Annotated in this window: 14 protein-coding genes; 4 read left to right on the forward strand and 10 right to left on the reverse strand. The window is 66.0% G+C overall.

Going from position 1 to position 22,966, the window contains the following annotated elements:
* Positions 1-39: 39 nt before the first annotated feature.
* Positions 40-459: an alternative ribosome rescue aminoacyl-tRNA hydrolase ArfB gene (gene arfB, locus Q1M07_RS17800; protein WP_300456223.1), complete on the reverse strand. Its 420-nt coding sequence runs from the start codon at positions 457-459 to the stop codon at positions 40-42.
* Between the two features lie 7 nt (positions 460-466).
* Entirely contained in the window at positions 467-1,078 is a 612-nt protein-coding gene (locus tag Q1M07_RS17805) for a DUF1415 domain-containing protein (protein ID WP_300456226.1), read from the reverse strand.
* 284 nt (positions 1,079-1,362) lie between these two features.
* On the opposite strand from Q1M07_RS17805, the gene Q1M07_RS17810 reads away from it, so the two are divergent.
* Positions 1,363-3,147: a SulP family inorganic anion transporter gene (locus Q1M07_RS17810; RefSeq protein ID WP_300456229.1), complete on the forward strand. Its 1,785-nt coding sequence runs from the start codon at positions 1,363-1,365 to the stop codon at positions 3,145-3,147.
* A gap of 42 nt (positions 3,148-3,189) precedes the next feature.
* Here the strand turns inward: Q1M07_RS17810 and ppk2 are convergent, their stop codons facing one another.
* The 5 genes from ppk2 to Q1M07_RS17835 form a co-directional block, all read right to left on the reverse strand.
* Positions 3,190-4,092, reverse strand: a complete 903-nt coding sequence (gene ppk2, locus Q1M07_RS17815) for a polyphosphate kinase 2 (RefSeq protein WP_300456232.1) — start codon at positions 4,090-4,092, stop codon at positions 3,190-3,192.
* A 103-nt stretch (positions 4,093-4,195) separates the two neighbouring features.
* Positions 4,196-5,605 (reverse strand): efflux transporter outer membrane subunit, encoded by a 1,410-nt coding sequence (locus Q1M07_RS17820; protein ID WP_300456234.1) that lies wholly within the window; start codon positions 5,603-5,605, stop codon positions 4,196-4,198.
* Positions 5,598-8,807 (reverse strand): multidrug efflux RND transporter permease subunit, encoded by a 3,210-nt coding sequence (locus Q1M07_RS17825; RefSeq protein WP_300456236.1) that lies wholly within the window; start codon positions 8,805-8,807, stop codon positions 5,598-5,600. Before Q1M07_RS17825 ends, Q1M07_RS17820 begins: the two co-directional genes overlap by 8 nt.
* 6 nt (positions 8,808-8,813) lie before the next feature.
* Positions 8,814-10,013 carry an efflux RND transporter periplasmic adaptor subunit gene (locus Q1M07_RS17830; RefSeq protein WP_300456238.1) on the reverse strand — a complete coding sequence of 400 codons (1,200 nt, stop codon included), beginning with the start codon at positions 10,011-10,013 and terminating at the stop codon, positions 8,814-8,816.
* 380 nt (positions 10,014-10,393) lie between these two features.
* Entirely contained in the window at positions 10,394-11,284 is an 891-nt protein-coding gene (locus Q1M07_RS17835) for a recombination-associated protein RdgC (RefSeq protein ID WP_300456241.1), read from the reverse strand.
* A gap of 171 nt (positions 11,285-11,455) precedes the next feature.
* Here Q1M07_RS17835 and Q1M07_RS17840 point away from each other — a divergent pair, with 171 nt between their 5' ends.
* From Q1M07_RS17840 to Q1M07_RS17850, 3 genes are read left to right on the forward strand one after another with little or no spacing between them, the layout of a single operon-like run.
* Positions 11,456-13,165 carry an autotransporter assembly complex family protein gene (locus Q1M07_RS17840; RefSeq protein WP_300456245.1) on the forward strand — a complete coding sequence of 570 codons (1,710 nt, stop codon included), beginning with the start codon at positions 11,456-11,458 and terminating at the stop codon, positions 13,163-13,165.
* Positions 13,162-17,229: a translocation/assembly module TamB domain-containing protein gene (locus Q1M07_RS17845; protein ID WP_300456248.1), complete on the forward strand. Its 4,068-nt coding sequence runs from the start codon at positions 13,162-13,164 to the stop codon at positions 17,227-17,229. Before Q1M07_RS17840 ends, Q1M07_RS17845 begins: the two co-directional genes overlap by 4 nt.
* A complete protein-coding gene (locus Q1M07_RS17850) occupies positions 17,226-18,299 on the forward strand; it encodes a PA0069 family radical SAM protein (RefSeq protein WP_300456251.1) in 1,074 nt (357 codons plus the stop codon). Before Q1M07_RS17845 ends, Q1M07_RS17850 begins: the two co-directional genes overlap by 4 nt.
* Before the next feature lie 11 nt (positions 18,300-18,310).
* Here Q1M07_RS17850 and Q1M07_RS17855 read toward each other — a convergent pair whose 3' ends face one another.
* The 3 genes from Q1M07_RS17855 to Q1M07_RS17865 form a co-directional block, all read right to left on the reverse strand.
* Complete coding sequence (locus tag Q1M07_RS17855; RefSeq protein WP_300456254.1) at positions 18,311-20,626, reverse strand: SUMF1/EgtB/PvdO family nonheme iron enzyme; 2,316 nt, start codon at positions 20,624-20,626, stop codon at positions 18,311-18,313.
* Positions 20,627-20,745: 119 nt separating this feature from the next.
* Positions 20,746-21,783 carry an L-threonylcarbamoyladenylate synthase gene (locus Q1M07_RS17860; RefSeq protein WP_300456257.1) on the reverse strand — a complete coding sequence of 346 codons (1,038 nt, stop codon included), beginning with the start codon at positions 21,781-21,783 and terminating at the stop codon, positions 20,746-20,748.
* Positions 21,773-22,930, reverse strand: a complete 1,158-nt coding sequence (locus Q1M07_RS17865) for a 5-(carboxyamino)imidazole ribonucleotide synthase (RefSeq protein ID WP_300456260.1) — start codon at positions 22,928-22,930, stop codon at positions 21,773-21,775. The genes Q1M07_RS17860 and Q1M07_RS17865 overlap by 11 nt, the downstream gene beginning before the upstream one ends.
* Between the last annotated feature and the right edge of the window lie 36 nt (positions 22,931-22,966).

A 22,966-nucleotide genomic window follows, 5' to 3' on the forward strand; every position in this document is an offset into this window, starting at 1 on the left:
GTGCGGCACACATCGATCAGCATCGGATTTTCTCCTCCCTCAAGGCTCGTGGTGGACTTTGGCGCGCAGCAGCTTGACGGCCCCCCGCCTGACTTTGCGGTCCACGCGCCGAGTCTGCGAAGCGCGGCTCGGCCGTGTCGGCCGGCGTGGCGGTGCCCGGAAAGCGGCGCGGGCGATCAGTTCGCGCAGACGGGTCAGCGCATCGATCCGGTTACGCTCAAGGCTGCGGTGTGCCTGCGCCTTGATGACCACCACGCCATCGGCGCCGATCCGCTGGTCGCGCAGTTGCCGCAGGCCCTCTTTGACTTCGGCGGGCAGCGACGAAGCGGCGCTGTCGAAGCGCAGGTGAATCGCATTCGACACCTTGTTCACGTTCTGGCCACCGGCGCCCTGGGCGCGAATCGCGACGAACTCGATCTCCTCCTCGCGCAATTTGATCTGTTCCAGTCCACCACTCATCGTCAGCTCAGCGACTCCCGGTCGGTACGCCAAGGTCGAGCGCGCGCCACCCGGCGTGGCCCAGTTCGCGCAGTGTCTGCAGGTTGCGCTCGTAGATCGTCGCGGCTTCTGGGAAAGCCGCCGCCGCCCGCTCGACGCTCGCCTCGCGCAGCAGATGCAGCGTCGGGAAGGGCGACCGGTTGCTGCAGTTGGTCACATCGTCCGCCGCTGTGCCGGCAAACACATAGTCCGGGTGGAAGCTGGCGACCTGGACGATGCCCTCGAGCCGATGGAGACGCAGCACGACGTCGGTGAGATCGAGAAAGCGCGTGAAGTCGGCGAAGTCGTTGAGCACTCGGGGGTGGATCAGCAGCGTCGTCTCGATGTCTTCCGGGATGCTCGCCAGCAAAGTCTGAAGCTCGCGCTCGAGGTCGGCCAGCAGGGCCTCGTCGTCGTCTGCCGGGCTGACGACGTAGCGTATCCGACCCTTGGCATGCACGCTCCTGGCGAAAGGACAGAGCTCGAGGCCGATCACGGCACGTTCGAGCCAGCGACGCGTTGCGGCGACGACCTGATCGGGGCTGGGCAGGAAAGGTGTCAGGCCATCGGCGGGCTGGGGCGCAGTGCGTCGGGGAAGCATTCTTGGCAGTTTAGCGGCTCGCGTCGGCCAAGGCAAAGGTGCGAGTCGAAAATCAGGGAGCGAGTCACTTGTCGGGGTTTTTGGCAAGTGATGTGTCCGTTTCATGTTGCTCCAAACACTCGTCAGGGGGAAGACGCCTGCGGTCGATCTGGCAGCACGCCGGGCGAAGTGGCAACGGCAGCCCGGCGCCGGGTTGACTACAATGCTAGGGACGGTTTCCTAGCGAGCGTTTGCGTCACGCCGCTTGGTGAGTGCCAACTTTCTGCGCGGCTGGAGAAAGGGCCATGAATAGAGAATCTGACACTGAGGAAGCACGGTCGGCCAGTGCGCTGCGGTGCGAGGCGCCGGTCGCCGGGTGGCGGGCGCTTTTTCCTCCGGCCCAGTGGCTTGCGGCGTATCGGCCACAGTGGCTGGCGAATGACGCGGTGGCCGGTGTCACTCTCGCGGCCTACGGCATTCCGGTGTCGCTCGCTTACGCCTCGCTGGCCGGTCTGCCAGCGCAGTACGGCATCTACTGTTATCTGGTTGGCGGTTTCTTCTACGCGCTGTTCGGCTCGTCACGCCAGTTGGCGATCGGTCCCACTTCGGCGATCTCGATGCTCGTGGGCGTCACCTTGGCCGGCATGGCGCAGGGCGATCCCGAGCGCTGGGCCGATATCGCGTCACTGACGGCCGTGGTCATGGCCGCCATGTGTCTGTTGGCCTGGCTGTTGCGCTTGAGTTCGCTGGTCAACTTCATCAGCGAGACCATCCTGCTCGGCTTCAAGGCCGGTGCCGCGCTGACCATTGGCATGACCCAGCTTCCCAAGCTGTTCGGGGTTCCCGGCGGTGGCGAGCATTTCTTCGAACGGATCGTCATTCTCGCTGGCCAGATCCCGGATACCAACCTCGCCGTGCTCGCTTTCGGGCTGGCCGCGCTCGCTGTCCTGCTGCTCGGGGAAAGGTTCCTGCCCGGCCGCCCGGTGGCACTGTTCGTGGTGGTGGTGGCTATCATCGTGTTGTCGGTGACGCCACTCGCCGAACTCGGCTTCAAGGTCGTCGGCGCCTTGCCGCAGGGCTTGCCCGATTTTCGTCTGCCAAGCTTGCGGCTGCGCGACGTCGATGGAGTCATCCCATTGGCTTTCGCTTGCGTGTTGCTGGCCTACGTCGAAGGGGTTTCGGCAGCACGCAGCCTGGCGCAGGCGCGAGGCTATGAAATCGACGCGCGCCAGGAGTTGCTTGGATTGGGTGCGGCGAATCTGGGCGCGGCCTTCTTCCAGGCCTACCCGGTGGCCGGTGGTCTGTCGCAATCCTCGGTGAACGACAAGGCGGGTGCCAAGACACCGCTTGCGCTGGTCTTCGCCTCGCTGACGATCGGTGTCTGTCTGATGTACCTGACGGGAATGCTTTACAACCTGCCGAACGTCGTCCTTGCCGCCATCGTTCTGGTGGCCGTCAAGGGTTTGATCAATATCCGTGAACTGCGGCACGTCTGGCGGGTCAGTCGTTTCGAGTTCGGCGTCTCGATGGTGGCTTTTGCCGGCGTGCTGCTGCTCGGCATCCTGAAAGGCGTCATGGTCGCCGTGCTCGTCTCGATGCTGTTGCTGATACGCCGCGCGGCGCACCCGCATGTCGCCATTCTCGGTCGTATCCCGGGTAGCCGGACGTTTTCCGACAGGGAGCGCAACCCGGACAACGAGTCGGTCACCGGCGCGTTGCTTTTCCGTGTTGAGGCGTCGCTGCTCTACTTCAACGTCGAGCACGTGCGCGACTCGGTTTGGCAAGCCATCCGCTCGACCAGCGGGCCGCTTCAGTTGGCGGTCTGTGACTTGTCTGCGTCGCCCATGGTCGATCTGGCCGGCGCGCGAATGCTCGGCAAGCTGCACGATGAACTCGCGGCCGCCGGTATTCGCCTGCGCTTGGTGGCGGCACACGCTGCGGTGCGCGATATCCTGCGGGCCGAAGGGCTGGAGGAAAGCATCGGCTATTTCGGCCGCCGGATCACGGTCGCCGACGTGGTCGACGAGTTTCTGGACGGCGGCGCCGCAGGAGTAGGAGTGGTGGCCAGTGGGGCGGCCGCTACGACCTAGTCGAGCGCGCGGCCGCCAGGTACACCTTGCGCTACCGGTGACTCAGTAAACCTCGGGCACGTACTTGAGCGGCAACTTCGGTTCCCGATAGTCGCCCGGTTTCTGCCGTTTGGGCAGGGTGATCTTCGGTGGCTTGACGACTTCGTAGGGAATGCTGCTCAGGATGTGCTTGATGATGTTCAGGCGGACGCGCTTTTTGTCGTTGGAACGCGCGACGAACCACGGCGCCCACTCGGTATCGGTTTCTCGGAACATGTCGTCGCGCGCGCGCGAGTAGTCGTACCAGCGGCTGTAGGACTTGAGATCCATCGGCGAGAGTTTCCACTGCTTGCGAGGGTCGGTGATGCGCGCTTCGAGCCGGCGCGTCTGTTCGTCCATGTCGACTTCGAGCCAGTACTTGAGCAGGATGATGTTGTTGCTCTTGCCGACCAGAAGCTTTTCGAACAACGGCGCCATCCTCAGGAAACCCTCGACCTGCTCCTCGGTGGCGAAACCCATGACGCGTTCGACGCCAGCGCGGTTGTACCAGCTACGGTCGAAGATCACCACCTCGCCAGCCGCTGGCATGTGTGGCAGGTAGCGTTGGGCGTACATTTGGGTCTTCTCGCGCTCGGTCGGCGCCGGCAGCGCGACGACGCGGAATACGCGCGGGCTGACGCGGCCGGTGATGGCCTTGATCGTGCCGCCCTTGCCGGCACCGTCGCGGCCTTCAAAGACGATGACTACCTTGAGTCCCTGCTTGACCACCCATGTCTGGAGGTGGACCAGTTCGGCCTCGAGTTTTTCGAGTTCCTTGAGGTAGGCCCGGTTGGAGATCTTTTTCTCCACCGCGACGGCGGGCTCTGTCGCCTCAGTTGCTTCGCTCGTAGTCGACTCGGACGGCATGTCCGGATTGATCATCGTCTCCGCTGCGGCCTTTCGTGTTGCCTTGCTTTTCTTGCCCATCGTTGACTCCTTTCAAGATGTCTGCGGACCCTATCGCCGCGGCAGATGAGCGGTCGCCAGGCCAGCGAGCAAACTGCGGGCGCTCGGCGACGTGGTCGAAGCGTCACTGCGCAGAGCCCGCGCTGGCGACTTTTTCTGCTTCGCTCACCCAGCCGCCACCCATCGCCAGGTAGAGATTGATCATCGCCTGCAACTGCGCCTGTTGCGTCTGCGTGTACTGAAGCTGGACATTGAACAAGCTGCGCTCGGCGTCGAGGACTTCGATATAGCTCGTGTAGCCGTTCTCGTAGCGCAGCCGGGCGGTGCCGGCGTACTGCTGGAGCGCCGCAACCTGACGTTTCTGCGCCTTGAGTTGTTCGCGGGTCCGGTCCTGGTTGACGAGAGCGTCGTTGACTTCGCGGAAGGCTTCCTGGATCGCCTTCTGGTAGGCCAACAGCGCTTGCTGTTGCGACGCCTCGGCCGCCTGCACCTGTCCGGCAATCGCGCCGGCGGTGAAAATTGGCATGCTGATCGGTGCGCCGTACTGCCACACCTTCGACTGGCTGTCGAAAAGCTTGCTCAGGCTGGTGCTGGCGAAACCGAAAAGCCCGGTCAGCGAGATGCTCGGAAAGTACGCTGCCTTGGCCGCGCCGATCAGTGCATTGGCGGCAATCAGGCTCTGCTCGGCGCGCCGGATGTCGGGCCGGCGCTCGAGCAGGTCCGATGGCAGGCCGGCGGGAATGGCTGGCAGTGCCAACTGGTCGATATCCTTGCCGCGGACGATCGGGCCGGGGTTGCGGCCGAGCAGAACGCTAAGGCCATTTTCCTGCTGCACGATGGCCTTTTCCAGCGGCGGGATGCTGGCCAGCGCTTCTTCGTACTGGGATCGGTTCTGGCTCAGCTCGAGTAGCGAGATGACGCCGCCCTCGAAGCGCAGCTTGAAAATCTCGTAGGACTCGCCACGGCTCTTCGCCGTCGCCCTGGCAATCTCCAACTGGCGATCGAGATCGCGCAGGTTGACGTAGGCGCCGGCGACGCTGCCGACCAGAGACAGGATGACGGCCCGTCGTCCTTCCTCACTGGCCAACAGTTGCGCCCGCGCCGCCTCGGTCTGGCGGCGGAGGCGGCCCCAGAGGTCGATCTCCCAACTCGCATTCAAGACCGCCTGATAGCTGTTGTAGGTCGATGGCTCGGCGCCGCCCGGCAGCGTGCTCCGCTGCCGACTGACCTCGTAACCGACTCCGATCTGTGGGAACAGGCCGGCGCGGACGAAGCCGTAGTTGCCGGCGAATTCCTCGATGCGCGCCGCGGCGATCTTCAGATCCTTGTTTTCGCGCAGCGCGGTCGCCACCAGATCGTCCAGCACCGGGTCGCCAAATTGCTCCCACCAGGCCGTATTGGCGAGATCACGGGCGTCCTGTTCAGTGAGGCGCCAAGCCGCTGGCGTGTCTACCGACGGACGGACGTAGTCGGGTCCGACCATGCAGCCGCTGGCCAGCAAAGCCAGCAGTGCGACGAGCAGGGGCTTACGCATGGCTGGCGCCCTCCTTGTCAGCAGGATTTTCCGGCGTCGCGGGCAGTTTGCCATCGTTCCTGTCGACCTGATGCTTACCGCGCACACCGGTCTCTCCCTTGTGGCTGAGTTTCTCGACGACGTAGAAAGTCACCGGGATCATGAAGATGGCCAGACAGGTCGCCGCCAGCATGCCGCCGATCACCGCACTACCCATGACCTGGCGCGAAATGGCGCCGGCGCCGCTGGCAATCGCCAGCGGTACGCAGCCAAGGATGAAAGCGAACGAGGTCATCAAGATCGGTCGCAGGCGCAATTGGGCGCCCTTGAGCGTCGCTTCGACGAGCGACAACTCGCCTTTTTCGTACTCCATCTTGGCGAATTCGACGATCAGGATGGCGTTCTTGGCCGCCAGGCCAATCAGCATCACGAGGCCGATCTGCGCATAGACGTTGTTCTCCTCGCTCCGCAGGAGCAGGGCGGCGAAGGCGCCGGCAACGGCGATCGGAGTGCCCAGGAGAACGGAGAACGGCAGCGACCAGCTCTCGTACTGAGCCGCCAGGATGAGAAACACGCAGAGCAGCGAGAAGGCAAAGATGACCATCGGCGACACACCTTGTTGCGCCTTCTGCTCCTGGTAGGACATGCCCAGATAGTCGTAACCCATCTCGCTGGGCATCGTTTCCGCGAAGACCTCTTCGAGCGCGCGCATGACCTGCGCCGAACTGTAGCCGGGTGCCGCCGACGCATTGATCTGCGCGCTGCGGTAGAGGTTGTAGCGCATCGTGAACTCCGGACCCGAGATGTTGCGCACCGAAGTCAGGGCCGACAGCGGTACCGCTTCGCCTTTGTTGTTGCGCACGTAGAACTGTCCGACGTTCTCGATATTGGTCCGGTAGTCGCCTTCGGCTTGCACGTACACCTGCCATTGCCGTCCAAAGCGGTTGAAGTAGTTGATGAAGCCGCTGCCCAGGAAGCTCTGCAAGGTCTTGTACACGTCGTTCAGGTTGACGCCTTGCTTGAGAACCTTGTCCTGGTCGACGTCGATGAAAAGTTGCGGCACGGTCGGCCGGAAGGTGGTCGACAGGCCCGCGAGTTCAGGACGTTTGCGTGCGGCCTCGATGAACTTGGTCGTGTGTTCGGCCAGGAAGGCGATGTCTTTGCCGGCGCGATCCTCGAGAATGAAGGTGGCGCCGCCCGACACGCCGACCCCCGGAATCGCCGGCGGCGGGAACGAGAAGCCGATGGCACCGCTGATGCCGCCGAGCTTGTGCGTCAGTTCGGACTTGATTGCCGCGTACTGTTCCTCGGGCTTCTTGCGCTCGGCCCAATCTTCGAGCGTGATGAAGAAGAAGGCGCTGTAGGTGTTCTGGACCTGGCTCAGCATGTTGTAGCCGATGATCGTCGTGGTGTATTTGACGCCCGGCACCTTCATGATCAGTTCTTCAGCCTGGCGGGCAATTTCCGCCGTGCGCTGCAGCGAAGCGCCGTCGGGAAGTTGGATTCCGGCATAGACGTAGCCCTGATCCTCGTCGGGGAGGAAGCCGACGGGGACGATCTTGCCGAAGAGCCCGGCGGCCGCGGTGAGCGCGACGAGGAAGAAGAGGCTGAGTACGCTGCGCCGGATGGCGATGCGGCAGATGCCGACGTAGCCGCCGGTGATCCGGCCAAAAACGCCGTTGAACCAGTCGTAGAACTTCTGCAGCGGGCCGCTTCCCTTGACCTTCGGTCGCAGCAGCAGCGCGCACAGGGCCGGGCTCAGGGTGAGCGCGTTGAACGCCGAAATGATCACCGAGATGGCAATGGTCACCGCGAACTGCTGGTAGAGCTGACCTGTGATTCCAGGAATGAAGGCGGTGGGAACGAAAACCGCCGCCAGGATGACGGCGATGGCAATCACCGGTCCGGTGACTTCCTCCATCGCGCGCAGCGTGGCGTCCTTGGCCGACATGCCGTGTTCGATGTGGTGCTCGACCGCTTCGACGACGACGATCGCATCGTCGACCACGAGGCCGATCGCCAGTACCAAACCGAACAGCGACAGGGTATTGATCGAAAAGCCGAACATCGGAAAGAGCATGAAGGTGCCGACGAGCGACACGGGGACGGCCAGCAAGGGAATCAGCGTCGCGCGCCAGCCTTGCAGGAAGACGAAGACGACGATCATCACCAGCACCAGCGCTTCGATCAGCGTGTGCTGGATCTCCTTGATTCCCTCGGTGACCGAGAGCGTCGTGTCGAGAGCGACGACATAGTCGAGGTCGGGCGGGAAGCTCTCCTTGATTTTGGCCATCAGCGCTTTGGCACCGTTGGCGGCCTGCAGGGCGTTGGCGCCCGGCATCTGGTAGAGCGCCACCAGTGCCGCCGGTTTGCCGTTGAGCCTGCCTTGCATGTTGTAGGTCTGGGCGCCGAGCTCGATGCGGGCGACGTCGCTGACTCGAACGATCGAACCGTCCGCGTTGGCGCGCAGGACGACTTTGCCGAACTCCTCGGTACTCTGCAGTCGGCCCTGAGCACGCACCGCGTAGGTGAACTCCTGGCCCGGCGGCACCGGTTCGGCACCGATGGTGCCTGCCGGATTGACCGTGTTCTGGGCGTTGACGGCGTTGATGATCTCCGGAATGGTGATGTTCAGCTTGGCCAACTGGTCCGGTCTGACCCACAGACGCATCGCGTACTGGCCGGCGCCGAACACGGTGACGCTGGCGATCCCCTTGACGCGCGTCATCTGGTCGTTGATGTTGATGTACGCGTAGTTGGCGAGGAAGATGTTGTCGTAGGTACCATTCGGCGAATAGAGCGCGAACATGATGAGCGGCGAAGAGGTCGACTTCTGGACCGTCACCCCGTAGTTGCGCACGTCCGAGGGGAGTTGCGATTCGGCCTGTCCCTCACGCATCTGCGCGAGAAGCTGGTCGGTGTTGGCGTCGGTCGCGATGTCGAAGTTCACGGTCAGCGTCGACTGGCCATTGTTGGCGTTTATCGAGAACATGTAGTTCATGTTGTCGACGCCCGACATCTGCTGTTCGATCGGTGTCGCCACCGCTTGCTCGACGGTCAGCGCGTCGGCTCCGGTGTAAGTGCTGTTGACCTTGATCTCGGGGGGAACGATGTTCGGGAACTGCGCGATCGGCAGCCCCGACATGGCGATCAGGCCGATGATGGTCATCAGAATAGAGATGACCATGGCGACGATCGGCCGATTGATGAAGAACTTGGACATGGCCGCTTACCCCTTGCTCGCCGTGGTCGGCGAGGCCGGCTTGGCCGGGCTGGCAGCGGCCGGCGCTTCGGCGAAGGGCTTCGCCGTGACGGTCATCCCCGGGCGGACCTTCTGCGTTCCCTCGGCGATCACCTGCTCGCCGGGCTGCAGCCCCTTGCTGATGATCCACTCCGTGCCGACGCGCTCACCGACGCTCACCGGGCGGATGTCCACCTTGTTGTCCGCCCCCACGACCGCTACCAGGTACTTGCCCTGGACTTCCGTGACGGCGCGCTGCGGCACCAGCAGGGCACCCTTGTCGACCGACATCGTGGCCCGGATCTTGCCGTACTGGCCGGGTCGCAACAGATTGTCCGGATTGGCGAACAGCGCCGCCGCCTTGAACGTCCCCGTGCTCGAGTCAACCTGCCGGTTGAGCAGGAGGAACTTTCCGGGGTGAGGGTAGAACGATCCATCAACGAGGATCAGATCGAGCGGCACCTGTTTGCTGTTGGCGTTCTTTTCGCCGGTCACCTTGAGGTATTCACGTTCGCTGATGTTGAAATAGACCTTGATCGGGTCGACGGTCGACACGGTCGTCAGTTCGCTCGCCATGCCCGGGCTGAGGAGGTCGCCGATCTGTGCTTTGGCGATGCCGGCAATGCCGGTCACCGGCGAAGTGATCTTGGTGAAACCCAGATTCAGTTTTGCCGTCCGCAAGGACGCTTCGGCCGCTTCGAGCGCGGCCTTGGCCGAAAGGTCGGCACCGGTGGCGTCGTCGAGGTCTTTCTGACTGACTGCGTTCATTGCCGCCAGCGGCCTGATGCGGGCCAGATTGGCGCGCGTGGTTTCGTAGCGCGCGGCCTGTTGCGCACGCACTCCCTTCGCTTCGTCGACAGCGGCTTCGAAAGTTCGCGGGTCGATTTCGAACAGCGGCTGGCCCTTTTTCACCAGGTCGCCTTCACGGTAGTTCTGCTTGATCAGGTAGCCGGTGACCTGCGGGCGGATGACGGCGTTCACATTGCCGTCGAGCGAGCCGATCCATTCCATGTAGATTGGCACGTCACGCTGTGCTACTCCAACGACCTCGACGACGGCGGCGGCTGGCGGGCCGGCTTTGGGCTTTTCGCAGGCTGTGGTGATCACCAGCGCCGCCGCGGCGAGACCAGTGGCGATGTAACGGAGAGCGCGCGGTGCGGCGGCGAACGATGATGGGCTAGTCGTCATGACGGCTCCTGCTGAGGGATTTCTTGGAGAGGCTGGCCGCGCCGCGGGTTGTGTTACCTCCCACGGCGTCGAACAAATAGAACACATAGGCAAAGGGAACGAGGTCTTCTCAGGATATCGCCGCGCGACAAATCCTCGAGCGCGAGACATGGCGACACAAGATTTTCGGACAGTGGACCATTGTTCTTCACGTTGCAGCGACTATCAAGTCACTCAGTATGGCGCAAGCTTAATGGCAAATCCAGTCTTGCCATTGGTTCTTGGGGTGATGGGTGGCGCTGGCGTTACCCCGACGGAGTTCGACCGGCGCCAGTCCTCCGGGCGTGCGCGGGAACGCACGCCGGCCCCCAATTCGGGCGGCCAGCCTCCGGGCAAGCTGGCTAGCGCGGCTCACCGCCCAGTGCTGCCAGCAGATCGTCGAGCAGCTGCGCAACTTCGCCGGCCATCAGCGTGAAGTCGATGTCGAAGCGTTCGTCTTCGTTTTCCGACTGGCCATCGGCCTGTTCCTTGAGAAGGTCGAGAAAAGCCAGTCGCTTGATCTGCAGATTGTCATCGAGGAGAAACGAAATGCGATCGTTCCAGGTCATCGCCAGACGCGTAACGACCTTGCCGGCGGCAACGTGTTGGCGAATCTCATCGCCGTCGAGCGCGTGTTTGACGTAACGTACGGTGGCTTTCTCGGCCGAACGCAGTTCGAGATCCTGGTCGAGCGTGAAGCCGACCGGGGCTTCACCGTCGGCTAGCCAGACGGTCATCGCCGCGGAAGGCGATTGCGTCACCTTGAGCACCTTGGCCGGCAGGGCGTCGAGCGATTTGCGCAGGTGCTCGACGAACTCCTCGGCTTTGGCGGGCGAAGCCGAGTCGATGACCAGCCAGCCGTTGATCCGGTCGATCCAGGCGAAAGTCGTTCGCCGGCGGATGAAGGCGCGCGGCAGCAGTTCGATAGTCATCTCGTCCTGGATTTCGCGCCTCTCCTTGCGGCCGACACGGCGTCCCTCGGCTTCCTCGATGGCCTTTGCCTTGTCGCTGACGAAGCGCTTGACGATCGAGGCGGGCAGCAGTTTTTCCTCGACGCCAAGGGCGAGCAGCCACTTCTGGTTGACCGCATGGAGCAGTGGGCCACCGTCGCGTGGCGCCACCCAGCCGACGCTGCGCGCTTCGGTGGCCTGGCAGCCCGGCAGCGTCAAGCGGGCGAGGCATTCCTCAAGGTCGGGCGCGCCGATGGCCCAGTCTTTCGGCAGCCGGTAGAGATAGAGATTCCTGAACCACATGGACAGCCTCGAAAAAAGTCGGCAATTATAGGCTTGAAACCCGGCGTGCTGACGGCGATCCGGCGGATCGCTGGGGCAAATAGCGTTATCCTATGCTGCCCGCCGCTGCCGTCAGCGGCGACCGGGGAGCGCCAGGATTCGCCGTCAGTCGCCCGGGCAGCCGATAAACCAATGCACAAACCTCTCGCCATCGCCGCCCTGCTGCTCGCTCTGCCCGCCGCCGCGGCCATTCCGCAGTTGTTCGCGCCGGCCGATGTGCGCGAACTGCTGAGCGAGCACCTCGACCTCACCGATCTTCCCGACGCGACGGCGCAGGCGGCGTTCGAGCGGCGAATGCCGCGTGAAGTGGGTGATCTGCTTGCCACCGAGGGTTACTTTTCTCCCACCGTGGTCCTCCGCCGGGATGGCGAAGAATTGCGACTCGAGGTCGATCCGGGCCCGCGCTCGCGGATCGGTCATGTCCTTGTCGAGATCGACGGTCCGCTGGACGCGGAGCGTCGCGAGTCGCTGCAGCGAGGCTGGAAGCTGAAGACCGGTCAAGCCTTCCGGCAGGCCGCGTGGGACGACGCCAAGCAGTCGCTGCTGGCCGACATGCTGGCGGTCGACTTTGCGGGCGCCCGCTTGCGCGAGACGCGGGCCGAAGTCGATGTCGAGGCACAGCGCGTCGACTTGCGGGTGATGGCCGACAGCGGTCCGCGCTACCGTTTCGGCGAACTGCGAATCAGCGGCCTGCAGCGTTACTCGCCGCAACTGGTCGAGCGCTACAATCACCGGGTCAAGCCCGGCGAGGCCTATCGCGAAGAGCATCTGCTGGCCTTTCAGGCCAGCCTGCAGAGTACGCCCTACTTTTCCTCCGTCGTCGTGACGCTCGAGCGCGGCGACGACGATGGCGCGGCGTTGTCGACCGGCGACGGCTGGGTGACGGCCCCGGTGCGCGTGCAACTGCGCGAGCGCGCTCCTTACCAGGTGTCTCTCGGCGCTGGCTACAGTAGCAACACCGGCGCACGGGTCGAGGCGGCCTATCGCAGCAGCGACTTCCTGAGCCGCGCCTGGGAACTGCAGACTGGCCTCCGTCTCGAGCAGTTGCGCCAGACGGCCTATGCCGACGTGTTTTTCCCTATCGACCAGCGGCAACAGCGGGATGGTGTCGGTACGGCGGTCGAGAATTCCGACATCGAGAAACTCGGCATCAAGCGGGTCGCCGTCGGCGCCACTCGCGTTCAGCAGCGCGGCAGCGTCGAGCAACGGCTGAGCCTCAACTGGCAGCGCGAAGAGCAGTCGCCGCAGGGGGCGCCAGTGACGACCAATCGGGCGCTGACCGCGATGGTGGGCTGGACTTGGCGGCGGGCCAAGGATCCGCTCGACCCCGCCGAGGGGGTGTCGCTGCAGTTGCAGGTCGGCGGCGCCAGCAAACAACTGCTGTCCGATCAGAACTTCGTGCGCGGCTATTTGCGTTACAGCCAGGGGATTCCGCTCTCGGCGACCGATGCGCTGCTGTTTCGCGGCGAACTCGGGGCGACCCTGGCGCCGTCGTCGCAGGGCATCCCGCAGGACTTCCTGTTTCGGGCCGGCGGCAGCAACTCGGTGCGCGGCTATCCCTATCTCAGCCTGGGCGTCAAGGAGGGTGCGGCTACGGTCGGCGGACGCTATCTGGTGACGATGAGCGGCGAATACACGCACTGGATCAACTCGACCTGGGGAGCGGCGGCCTTCGTCGACGCCGGCAACGCGGTCGATGAGCCGTCGGCCATGAACCTGGCCGTCGGCTATGGCATCGGCGCGCGCTGGAAGAGCCCGGCCGGACCGCTCGGCATCGACCTCGCGTATGGTCAGCGCGACGGTACGCTGCGCTTCGACTTCTCCTTGGCGATACCGTTTTGAGCGGCGATCCGGAGCGAGACCCAGGTGCGGCCAGCGAGCTGCGGCAGACGACCGCGCCGCGGCCGGTGCGGCGTCGGCCTTGGCCGTGGCTGGTCGCGCTGGCGGTCCTCGTCTTGCCCTTGCTGGGCGCTGGCTGGCTGCTTGCGAGCGAGGCTGGTTTGCGCTTCGCCTGCGCGGCGCTTGGGCGGCTGACGGCCGGCCAGCTTCGTCTGGAAGGTCCGGCGGGGACGTTGGCGGGCTCGTTTTCGCTGCAACTCGTCCATTGGCGCGATGCGACGCTCGACCTTCAGTTGCGCGAACTGCACGTCGACTGGCAGCCGGCCGCGCTGCCGCAGGGGCGACTCGTCGTCGGTCGTGTGGCGGCGGCCAGCGCACGCCTTGCGACCGCGGCCAGCGGCGCTCCGCCGCGCCTTCCCGAGAGTCTGCGGATCGGTTGGCCACTCGAAATCGAGCAACTGACTCTCGGACGCTTCGAAGCGGGCGAGCATGACCAGCCGGACGGCCAGGCGGCAACGATCGCCGAATCGCTGGTCGGACGCCTGTCGAGCGACGGCCGGCAGCACCGTCTGCATGAGCTGCGGGCGCGCGTCGCCGGCTTGGCTGTGGCGGGCGAAATCACGCTGGCCGCTGAGCCGCCTTTCGCCCTGGCCGCCGAGGCGGCGATCACGGGCGAAGTCGCCGCACGACGGCTGGCTTTCGATCTCGTCGCCGACGGCCGGCTGGACGACTTCGTCGTCGCCGGCCGCGCACGGCCACTGGCCGCGGCAGAAAGCGATGCGTTTGCCGGCGAACTGAGGGCGCGCATCAGTCCGCTCGCGCCGCAGCCGATCGTCGAAGCGGTGGTGAAGATCTCCGGGATCGATCCGGCGGCCTGGGTGGCAGGTGCCCCCCAGGCGCAACTCGACCTGCTTGCCGACCTGCCGCCGCGGCAGGCGGCGGGGAGCGATCTGAGCGGGCGTTTGGCGGTCGTCAATCGGCGCCCGGGAGGCGTTGATCGGCAACGCCTGCCGGTCGAAACCTTGTCCGCCGCTGTGCGGCTCGGCGCCGGCCAATGGCGCCTGGACGACCTGGAGGTCGGCCTGTCCGGTGGCGGTCGCTTGCGCGGTAGCGCCGAGTGGCGCGCCGAGCAGCTGGCGCTGCGGGTTGCGGTGAGCGCGCTCGACGCCGCCGCGCTGCACGGTGCACTGCGGCGCACGCAACTGGCCGGCCCGCTGCGCGGCACCCTGGGCCTCAATCGACAACAGCTCGAAGTCGATCTGCGCGATCCACGCTTCACGCTGCGGGGCAAAGTCGCTCTCGATCCGGCGACCGTCGCCGTCGAGACGCTCGAGCTGGCGGCTGGCGACGCGCGGCTCGATATTAGCGCCGAGCTTGCGCGAGTCGAGACGGGCCGCTTCACGCTGCGCGGCCGCTTGAAGGATTTCGACCCGAGCCGCTTTGCCAGGCTGCCGGCCGCACGCCTCAACGCGGACTTCGACGCCCACGGCCAGAGCCAGCCGCCGCTCGCCCTGGCACTGCGCTGGCAACTGCATGACAGTCGTCTCGGCCAGGAATCGCTGGCCGGCCGCGGGGAGATCGATCTGGCCGGGAGGCGCTTGCGCAAGGTCGACGTCGAAATGACGGCGGCGGGCAACCAGCTTTCCGCAACCGGTGCTTTCGGCGCGCCGGGCGATTTGCTCAACGTCTCGATCGCCGCACCGAGGCTGGACCCGCTCGGGATCACCGGCGACCTTGGCGGTCGGCTCGTTCTCGGTGGCAGCGCCGCGCTGCCTGAGTTGTCGGCGGAGCTGCACTCGACACGGTTGTCACTGGCCAAGCTCGGACAGATCCGCGGGCTCGATCTCGAAGCCCGACTGGCCGACGGCAGCCACGGTTCGCTTTCCGGAAAGCTGCGTATCGCCGCGGTGGACGGTGCGGGCGGAGCAGCGCTTCTGCGCGACGTCGCGCTCGATGCCGACGGCGTGCGCAGCCGGCATCGCCTGCGCGGCCAGTTCGGTCTGCCGGGCCAGCGCGACCTTCGCTGTCTGCTCGAAGGGGGCTGGTCGTCACCCCCCGCCGCCCTGGCCTGGATGGGTCAGCTCAGCGAACTGACGCTTTCTTCCGTCACCGATCGGCAACGGCCGTTTCTGCAACTCGCGGCAGCGACGCCACTGCGCGCGGCGGCCGGCAGCTTCAGCGTCGGTCCGGCGCAGTTCACCGGAGTCAACTGGTCCCTGCAACTCGATCGCTTGGCTTATGCCGACGAGCGCTGGCGGAGTGCCGGCAGCTTGCGCGGCTTACCGGTGGCGGCCACCCTGAACGAGTTTCCGGAGATCTTCGGAACTCCTGTCGCACAGGCCAACGGCGATCCTCTGCGCCTAGACGGCGACTGGGAAATCGGCGGCGACGGTCGGGCCGAGCGGTCGACCGGTGCGCTGCCGGCGGGACGTAGCGCTTGGCCGGCTGGGCGCCTGCGCTTGTCGCGGGCGGGCGGCGATCTAGTCATCGGCGCTTGGCCACTGGGCCTCGAAGAAGGCAGCCTGAGCCTGCAGACGAACGCCGGGCGTGTCGAGGGACGGCTGCGACTGCGCGGCAAGCGGCTCGGCGAGCTGGACGCCGATCTTTCGGCCGGCGCTTCGCGCAGCGCCCCGATCGACCGACTGGCGCCCTGGCGCGGGCGGCTCAAGCTGAACGCGCCCGATCTTGCCTGGGCCGGACCGCTGGTCGGCGACGGTTGGCAACTCGGCGGTCGGCTGGCTGGCGATATTGCTCTCGACGGCACGCCGGCACAGCCTCGCCTGAGCGGCGAATGGCGCGGCGAACAACTTGCCGTCCGCCTGCTCGACCAGGGAATGCGCCTGGAACGTGGCAAGCTGCTGCTGCGACTAGGTAGCGAAGCGTCCGGCGATCTGCGCCTCGTGCTCGAACAACTGGTTTTCGACAGCGAGCTGCAGGCGATGCCGCGCGTCCTGCTCCTCGACCCGGCGCTCGATGCGGCTCGCCTCAGCGGCCGGCCGGGGCGGCTCGAAGCGAGCGGCGAGCTACGTACCGGGCAGGCGGCTGGCGTTCTGTCGCTCAAGGCCGACCGTGTGGGCGTCGCGCAGCGCGCCGACCAGTGGATGCTGGTTTCCGGCGAGGCGCAGTTGAAGCTCGGCGAGCAAACGCTGGACGTCAGCGGTAAGGTCAGACTCGACGCCGCCTACTGGGAATTGGCCAAAGCCGGGACACCACGGCTCTCGGAAGACGTCGTGATCAAACGACAGGGACGCGAGGCGAACCGGCCTTCGGTGCCGGCACGCCTGCTGTCGGTAAATCTGAACGCCGATCTGGGTCGCCACTTCCACTTCCGGGGAGCCGGCGTCGAGAGCCGTCTGGTCGGCGCGATCGACCTGCGCTCGCAGGGTAGCGGGCCGCCGCGGGCCATCGGCACGATCCGGACGCGCGACGGTCGTTTCGACGCCTATGGTCAGCAACTCGATATCGAGCGCGGCATCGTCAATTTCCAGGGGCTGATCGACAATCCGGGGCTCAACATCCGGGCCATGCGCCGCAATCTGCCGGTCGAGGCCGGCGTCGAGGTGGGCGGAACGGCCAAGCGGCCGGTCATTCGGCTGGTCTCCGACCCCGAGGTGCCGGATGCCGAGAAGCTGTCCTGGCTGGTTCTCGGCCAGGGTCCGGAGCAGCAGGGCGGCAAGGATGCCTCGGTGTTGATGGCGGCGGCCGAGACGATTCTCGGCGGTCAGGACGGCGGACCGCTGAAAGCCATCCAGCGCAGTCTGGGAATCGACGAGTTCGGGCTGCGCACGGGCACGCTCGACGGTAGTGGCCGCTGGCAGACGAGCCGCGTCGCCAGCACCTCGGGCTTTGCCAGCAAAGACTCGACGACCGATCAGATCGTCAGCGTCGGCAAGCGCTTGTCGTCGAACGTCGTACTCAGCTACGACCAGTCGCTGAGCGCTACCGGCAGCGTCGTCAAGCTGACCGTCGACCTGAGCCGGAATCTTTCGCTGGTCGGTCGCGCCGGTACCGACAACGGGTTCGACCTGCTGTGGACCTATCGTTTCGGTCGGCAAGGCGCGAAATGAGCGTGCGCGAGCGAAGCGGCCCGCGGCGTGGCCGCGGCGCGACCTTCAACCCCGCCGGCCGCTTCGAGCGACGTGCCAGCGAGGCGCTAGACGACGGCTCGAGTGCCGCCGAAGCGCCAAGTGCACTGCCGACCGTCGTTGTCGAACAGGCCGCGCGCTCGATCATCTCGCACAACGATTCGCCCGACCTTCCCTTCACGCAGTCGATCAACCCTTACCAGGGTTGCGAGCACGGCTGCGTGTACTGCTACGCACGGCCGACGCACGCCTACCTCAACCTGTCGCCCGGCATCGACTTCGAGAGCCGCCTCTTTGCCAAGACGAATGCCGCTGACCTGTTGCGCGCCGAACTGGCCGCCCGATCCTACCGCTGCCAGCCGATCGCGCTGGGCGCGAACACCGATCCCTATCAACCGGTCGAGCGCGAACGGCGTATTACGCGATCGGTCGTCGATCTGCTGAGCGAGTGCCGACACCCGTTCACCATCACCACCAAGGGCGCGCTGGTCGAGCGCGACATCGACCTCATCGCGCCGGCCGCGGCGCTAGGGCTGGCGCGCGTCCTGATTTCCGTGCCGCAGCTCGATCACGATCTGGCGCGCCGGCTCGAGCCACGGGCCGCGGCGCCAGCGCGGCGCATCGAAACGATCCGTCGGCTGGCCGCCGCCGGGGTGCCGACCGGTGTCCTGGTCGCACCGCTGATCCCGTTTCTGAACGACCACGAGTTGGAGGCGGTACTTGCCGCAGCGCGTCGCGCCGGTGCGACGACGGCCGCCTTCATCGTCCTCCGCTTGCCGCATGAAGTGCGCGCACTCTTCGCCGCCTGGCTGCAAGAGCATCATCCGCTCAAGCGCGAGCGCGTGTTCAGCGCATTGCGCGACATGCGCGGCGGTCGCGACAACGACCCGCGCTTCGGCAGCCGGATGACCGGCTGCGGTCCCTTGGCCGATCTGCTGGCCAGGCGTTTCGCGCTGGCCAAGCGTCGGCTGGGCTTCAGCGAGGCGACGCGCGAACTGCGCTGCGATCTCTTCCGGCCGCCGCGAACGGACCGGCAGATCGATCTGTTCTGAGCGTCAGGCCGTCAGGGCGAGGTCTTGGCCAGCCGAAAACCGAGATCGGTGGCGCGGTACGAGGCTGCGCCCTTCTGTCGCGCCGCCGAGCGGACGTAGACCGGGCCGCTGCTCCAGCTCCCGCCACGCATCACGCGCTGCGCGCAATCGCCGCTCAGGCGTGCCTTGCCGTCGCTCGGCGCACCCGTATGGTTGGGATTCCAGCAGTCCTGTGTCCATTCGCTGACGTTGCCTATCATGTCGTAGAGGCTGAAACCGTTGCGGCCGAAGTAGCCGCCCGCGCTGCTATAGGCTTGGGCATCGCTGCAGTTGTGGGTCACCGGCCAGGCGAGAGCTTTCTTCAGCGACTCGTCGGCGACGTTGGCGTAGCGACAACTTCGGCTCGGTGGCTGCTCCGGGTCGGAGCCCTTGCCGGACTGGAACATGCGGGCGAAGAAGTTGCCGGTGTCGCTCCACGGGCGTGGCGTGACGGTACCGGCCCGTGCCGCATACTCCCACTCGGCTTCGCTCGGCAGCCGGTAGCCCGCGCTGCCGCCGTTGAGCCAGGCGATGTACGCCTGCGCGTCGTGCCAACTGACGCAGACGACCGGATGGCTGTCGGTCTGGGCAAAACCCGGTGCACGCCAGTTGGCGCTGCGCTCGACAGCAAACTCGCCGCCTTGCCGGGCGACGTGGCAGCCCGGACTGCGGCCGGGACGCTCGGCCTCGGTCAGGTAGGCGGTGGCGTCGACAAACTTGCGGAACTGACCGACAGTGACCTCGTAATAGGCAAGTTCGAAATTTCCGACGCGCACGTTGTGCTGCGGACGGGCGGCGTCGTCGGCTTCGGGATTGTCGCTCACGTCATCGCTCGCCGCGCCCATCGCATAGTCCCCCGCCGAGATGCGTGCCAGGCTCAACTCGTAGATTGCGGCCTGACGAAGTTCGTCCTGCTTTTTCTTTTCCGGTCGCTCGGGCGTGGTCTTGCGGTCGTCGGCCGGCCGCGGCGGCTCGCGCATCGCTGTCCGGCTCTGGCCGGCGGTGCTCGCCGCCGCCTCCTTGCGAAGCTTCTTCTGGGCGGCCTGCGCGAGGCCGGCAAAGCTCCCCCGCGGGTAGGCGGCGAGGTAGCTCTGGTAGGACTCGTCAGTGTTCAGTTGCTGCGCTTTCTCCCAGGCCTGTCGTTCGGCCTGCGCTTGCTGTTCCTTCTCCTGTGCCGCCAGTCGCTTCAGTTCGGTGCGCGCCAGCGCCGCATACTTGCCGCGCGGGAATTCCTTGAGATAGGTTTCGTAATACTCCTGGCTGCCTGCCGCCTGCACCTGTTGCCACATTAGCGTGTCCCGATCTTCCGCTGCCGCTTCGCTTTTCACACGCGGCGCCGGCACGGCCGGTACTGGCGCGGCCTGGCCCTGCGGTGTCAGGCTGGCCAGTTTGACGCGCGCCGCGGCCGCGTAAAGGCCTTTCGGATACTCGTTGAGATAGGCTTGATAGGCTGCCGCGGTGTTGGCCGCTTCCGCGGCCTGCCAGGCCGCGGCGTCGGCGTCGGCCGGCGCCTGCTGGATGGTGATCTGGGTCGGGCCGTGAATGACGAAATAGAAGTCGCCCGTCAGGCTGCCTTCCATCCACGGTTCCTGCTTGCCCTTGGTGGCATTCTTGACGCGCACCGTGACGCGCTTGAGCGCCTGTTCGATGGGCACGCCTTTTTCGTCTATCTGAGCCAGCAGTGCGGCGGTGTAGGTGCCGTTGATGCCGTCGCCGTCCTCGGCGACGCTGCCCGGCCGCGTCGCGTAGTGGATCAGCGTACCGCTTGGCGCCTGGATGCGGGCCAGGCCGGCACCGGCGCCCGAGCGGAAGCTGCGCGTGAACGGGTTGTTGCGGCAGGCATCGAGCAGCACGAGATTGACTCCTGCCTTCGAGTCCTCCATCGTGTTGAGAACGGTATTGACGTTCAGGCTCTGGTGCGGAACGTCCTCCTCGCTGGAAATTTCCGCGTCGACCGCAGGCAGGTAGTTCTCGCCGCGAATCTGCAGGCCGTGGCCGGCGTAGAAGAACAGCGCGACCGAGCCAGGACGGAGCTTGCTGCGGAATTCCCGCAGCGCGCCGCCGATGTCGCGTGCCTTGAGGTTCTCCCGCATCACCACGTCGAACTCCATCTTTTTCAATTTGTCGCGCATTGCGCGCGCGTCGTTCACCGGGTTCTTGAGCGGCGACTGCAGGTAGGCGGAGTTGCCGATGACCAGGGCGACGCGATGTTCGTTGTTTCTCGTCGGCGTAAACTCCTGTGCGGCGAGGGGCAGCGAAAGACTCAGCAGCACGCTGATCAGGACATGGGCGAGCAGGGCAGGGGGCATCGGCAGGGCCTCGCAGACAGTGGAACGGAACGAAGCAGACGTGCGAGATTATCAGACGCCGACCGGCGATGGCGCGCTCATCGACGCACTCCGGTGACTTTTTCCCGGCAGGCGGGAAATCAGGCGGTCGACGAGCCACCACCGCTGCCGGTGGCGGCTCGGCGCAGGCGGTCGGTGACCGCGGCCCAGGCCGGCGTGTCCGGCGTCTCCTGAACGACGATCAGGTCGGCTGCCGTCTGATCCAGTTCGCGCAGGGCGGCGTAGAGCGACCGGCCGTAGCCGCGTGCTTCGGCCGGCAGACGGCGCCAGGCGTGCGCGGCCTCGACGTCGTCCGAGAACCGGACGTGGCAGAGCACCGCACACCGGCGGCCGGTCTGGCGCAGGCTGGCGACGACCTCGGGCAGGCGGGCGGTCGTCACCAAGCGCATCGGCGTGGCTGGTGCATAGTGCGCGGCAAGCGACCCGGAAGCCCGTGGTGCGCCGTCGTTCATCCGCCGCGGGACGATTTCGGGCAGCACGCCGATGACCGAGCCGATCTGCTCCGGCGTCACCCGTCCCGGGCGCAGGAGACGCGGCGGCCGGCCAGCGCCCGGCGTCAGATCGAGAATCGTCGATTCGATGCCGACCTCACAGCGGCCGCCGTCGAGGATCAGTGGCACGGCCGCGCCGAGTTCATCGCGTACGTGCCCCGCTTCGGTCGGGCTGATGCGGCCGAAGCGATTGGCCGATGGTGCGGCGACGCCGCAGAGGCCCGCGACGCCACCGCCAGCTAGCGCGTAGGCGCGCAGCAAGGCGAGCGCCAGCGGGTGGGCCGGCACGCGCAAGCCGACGCTGTCCTGACCGCCGGTGACGGCGTCCGGCACGGCGTCGGAACGTTTGAGGATCAGGGTCAGCGGACCAGGCCAGAAGGCCTCGGCCAGTTCCCAGGCGTTGTTGGGGACGTCGCGCGCCCACTGTTCGAGGCCACCGTCGCACGCCAGATGAACGATCAGCGGGTGATCTGGCGGCCGGCCCTTGGCAGCGAAAATCTTGCTCACGGCGGCCGGGTTGGCGGCGTCCGCGCCAAGGCCGTAGACCGTCTCGGTCGGGAAAGCGACCAGTTCCCCAGCTTGCAGCAAGGCGACCGCCCGATCGAGGTCAGCTTGGTCAGGAAGCATCGGTGATGCCGATCGCCGTGCGGGCCGCCAGCGCGAGTTCCCGTGCCCGTTGCAGATCGACGGCGAGCACCGTGAAGTGCCCCATCTTGCGACCGGGGCGGGCGTGGTGCTTGCCGTAGAGATGCAGTTTGAGGCCTGGGACGGCATACAGCGCCGACCAGTCGGGCTCGCGATAGTGCTGGCCGGCGGCGGCGCTTTCGTACCACAGGTCGCCGAGCAGGTTGACCATGGTGGCTGCCGAGTGCGCGTCCGTCGCGCCGAGCGGCAGGCCGCAAAGGGCGCGTACCTGCTGTTCGAACTGGCTGCTGAGGCAGGCGTCGAGCGTGTAGTGGCCGCTGTTGTGCGGGCGCGGTGCCATTTCGTTGATCACCAGGTCGCCGTCGACGACGAAAAACTCGACCGCCAGAGTACCGATGTAGTCCAGGCGCTCGGCGATCGTCGCCGCCAGTTCGGCGGCGCGCCGACGCAATCGGGTCGCCGCCCGTGCCGGGACCAGCGAGACGTCGAGAATGCCCTTGCGATGGCTGTTCTCGATGGTCGGAAAGCTGGCGATCCGGCCGCTTTCGTCACGCGCCAGGACTATCGACAGTTCACCGTCGAGCGGCAGCTTTTGCTCGACAATGCAGATCTCCCCCTTGAACTGCTGGAAAGCGGTAATCGCTTCGGCGGGTCCGGCGACCACGGCTTGTCCACGGCCGTCGTAGCCGAAACGGGCAACCTTGAGGATACCCGGGAAAAGCCGGGAACTCGCCGCACGCAGCGACGCCTCGTTCGGTATGGCGGCGAAATCGGCGTGTGGCAGACCATGCTCGCGCAAAAAATTCTTTTCGGCGATGCGGTTCTGACAGACGCTGACCGCCGCCGCCGACGGACGCACGACGACGAACTTGTCGAGGTAGTCGAGCGTGCCGGCCGGTACGTTCTCGAACTCGGTGGTCACTGCGGCACAGCCCTGCGCCAGTTCGTCGAGAGCCGCGTAGTCGTCGTAGGCGGCGATCAGGTGACGGTCCGCGACCCGCGCGGCAGGGCTGTGCGGGTCGGGGTCGAGAACCCAGACCGCATAGCCCATCTCGTGCGCCGCGGCGACGAAGAAGCGGCCCAGCTGGCCACCGCCCAGCACGCCGAGTGTCGACGGGGGAAGAATCATCGTCGCGGCCGTAGCTGGCGTCCAGGCGCTTCCGCC

This window comes from Accumulibacter sp. (genome assembly GCF_029255285.1).
Classification (GTDB): Bacteria; Pseudomonadota; Gammaproteobacteria; order Burkholderiales; family Rhodocyclaceae; genus Accumulibacter.